Source organism: Moorena sp. SIO3I6, assembly GCF_010672095.1.
In genome coordinates this window covers 1-1,667 of record NZ_JAAHHU010001112.1, presented here as the reverse complement: position 1 = coordinate 1,667, position 1,667 = coordinate 1, and the positions used below count along the sequence as shown (strand labels likewise).

Genomic DNA, 1,667 nt, shown 5'->3' with positions numbered 1-1,667 from the left:
GTTTGAGGTTTTTGAGCTGTTTGAGGTTTTTGAGCTGTTATTGGTGTTGATGAAGCTGGCTGATGATTAGGTTTAACAATTGGCGAATTTGGTAAGGAAGGTGCAGTGGTTACAGGAGGCTTAGTAGGAGCCGAAGGTTCTGGTTCGGCGGTTGTCGAATTTAAACCAGGAATAGTTATTGGTAGATTTTGAGGAATAGCTATGGGGAGATTTTGAGGTAATTTGCTAATCATGGATAAACCTCCTTGATGGTTCAACCACCAATAGCCACCGCCTAAAACCAGTAAGATTAGAGAAATAGGAATATTTGCGCATCCACATCCACTGTTTTCATTCTTATTATTCGACATACTAAACTTATTCCCCAGCAATAGTTTAATATATTATAGCAATTATCCTAGTCATGATGTACAAAGTTATGGGTTTTATGAAGCAGGTATCAGGTAAGAGTAAATAGGTAAAAAATGCTGTGTAGCTCATAGCTATCAGAAACGCTATAGTTTAAGTTATACCAAGGGGCTGAAGCCCAAAATCCAGGTATAGCTAGGGTTTTAGTCCCTTAAACTAACAGTATGCCATACTAACTCTGGAAGAGGGCAACTTTCGAGGATACGCACGCAGATTCTCTAGTTGTTTGATAACCCATTCAGGATTAAAAATTGCTTTATATATAGGGTTATTCACCCTTAGCCATCCTTGTTTATTAACCACCAAACCCGATAGCAGCAATTCGTTACACTGTTCGCTGTTATCCATCGGTACATCATCTCCAGCTAAAATCTGCTGATAAAGTCCCAGCAATTTATCAGCATAGTATTTATTACTCAAAAGGCGAGCCGAGATGCTTCGCAAATGTTCGGGTTCATCCTGGGATTCCCAATGATCAATAATGCCAGTGTGTACGATTCTCTCTACCCAAGATGCCTCATTACCAGGAGCAATAGTCAACCCGACTCTTACTGAATCTACTACCAACTGACATAGTTTTTGGGTCAGAAAAGGTTGTCCTCCTGTCCAAGCCAGTATCTCCTTGAGAATTGTTTTAGGTTTACCCCCTGTTTGCTCTAATCCCTTGGCAAGGGGATATGCTTGATGGAATTCAAAGCCATTTAGTTCTATGGCTTTCCCGATATTAAACGGTGTCCGCTTTTTGCCAGTCATCAAATCACTTGGCTTAGCTACCCCGAACAAAGCAAAGACAATGCGCTTATACTCAGGATTAATTGCTCTTTGGTTATAGCAGAATCGGATCAGGGCAAAAAAATCATCAACCGGAAAAGGTAAGTTTAGAATAGTATCAATTTCATCAATAAAGATAACAATTCGTTCAGTATTAAATTTGGCCAGCAGGATATCTTCCAGGAAATTACTCAATCGCTGAAGCAGTGAAAGATACTCTTCCTGGTGCCACCAGGATTGTAAATTAAAGTCACCGAATAACTTCAAGCCTCGTACTAACTCAGCAACCACTCCTTTGTACCACTGAGTTGGAGTAATTGTTTCGCTACCGATGCGTGTCATATCAATAGTACTGCATCTTATACCTTCTTGTTCTAGCTGATGTCTGATTCGCACCGATAGAGAAGATTTGCCCATTTGTCTGGGAGCCATCACATAACAAAACTCACCCCTTTTTAAGGCGTTATAGAGTTGGACATCTGCTTGTC

1 protein-coding gene and 1 pseudogene are annotated in these 1,667 nt (G+C 40.4%); both read right to left on the bottom strand.

The features are described from left to right. Positions 1 to 350 (bottom strand): annotated as a pseudogene (locus F6K49_RS46705) (glycoside hydrolase family 10 protein); the annotation flags it as partial. A gap of 214 nt (positions 351 to 564) precedes the next feature. Beyond that, positions 565 to 1,667: AAA-like domain-containing protein (locus F6K49_RS46700; RefSeq protein ID WP_293109293.1), on the bottom strand; the 1,103-nt coding region annotated here is incomplete at its 5' end.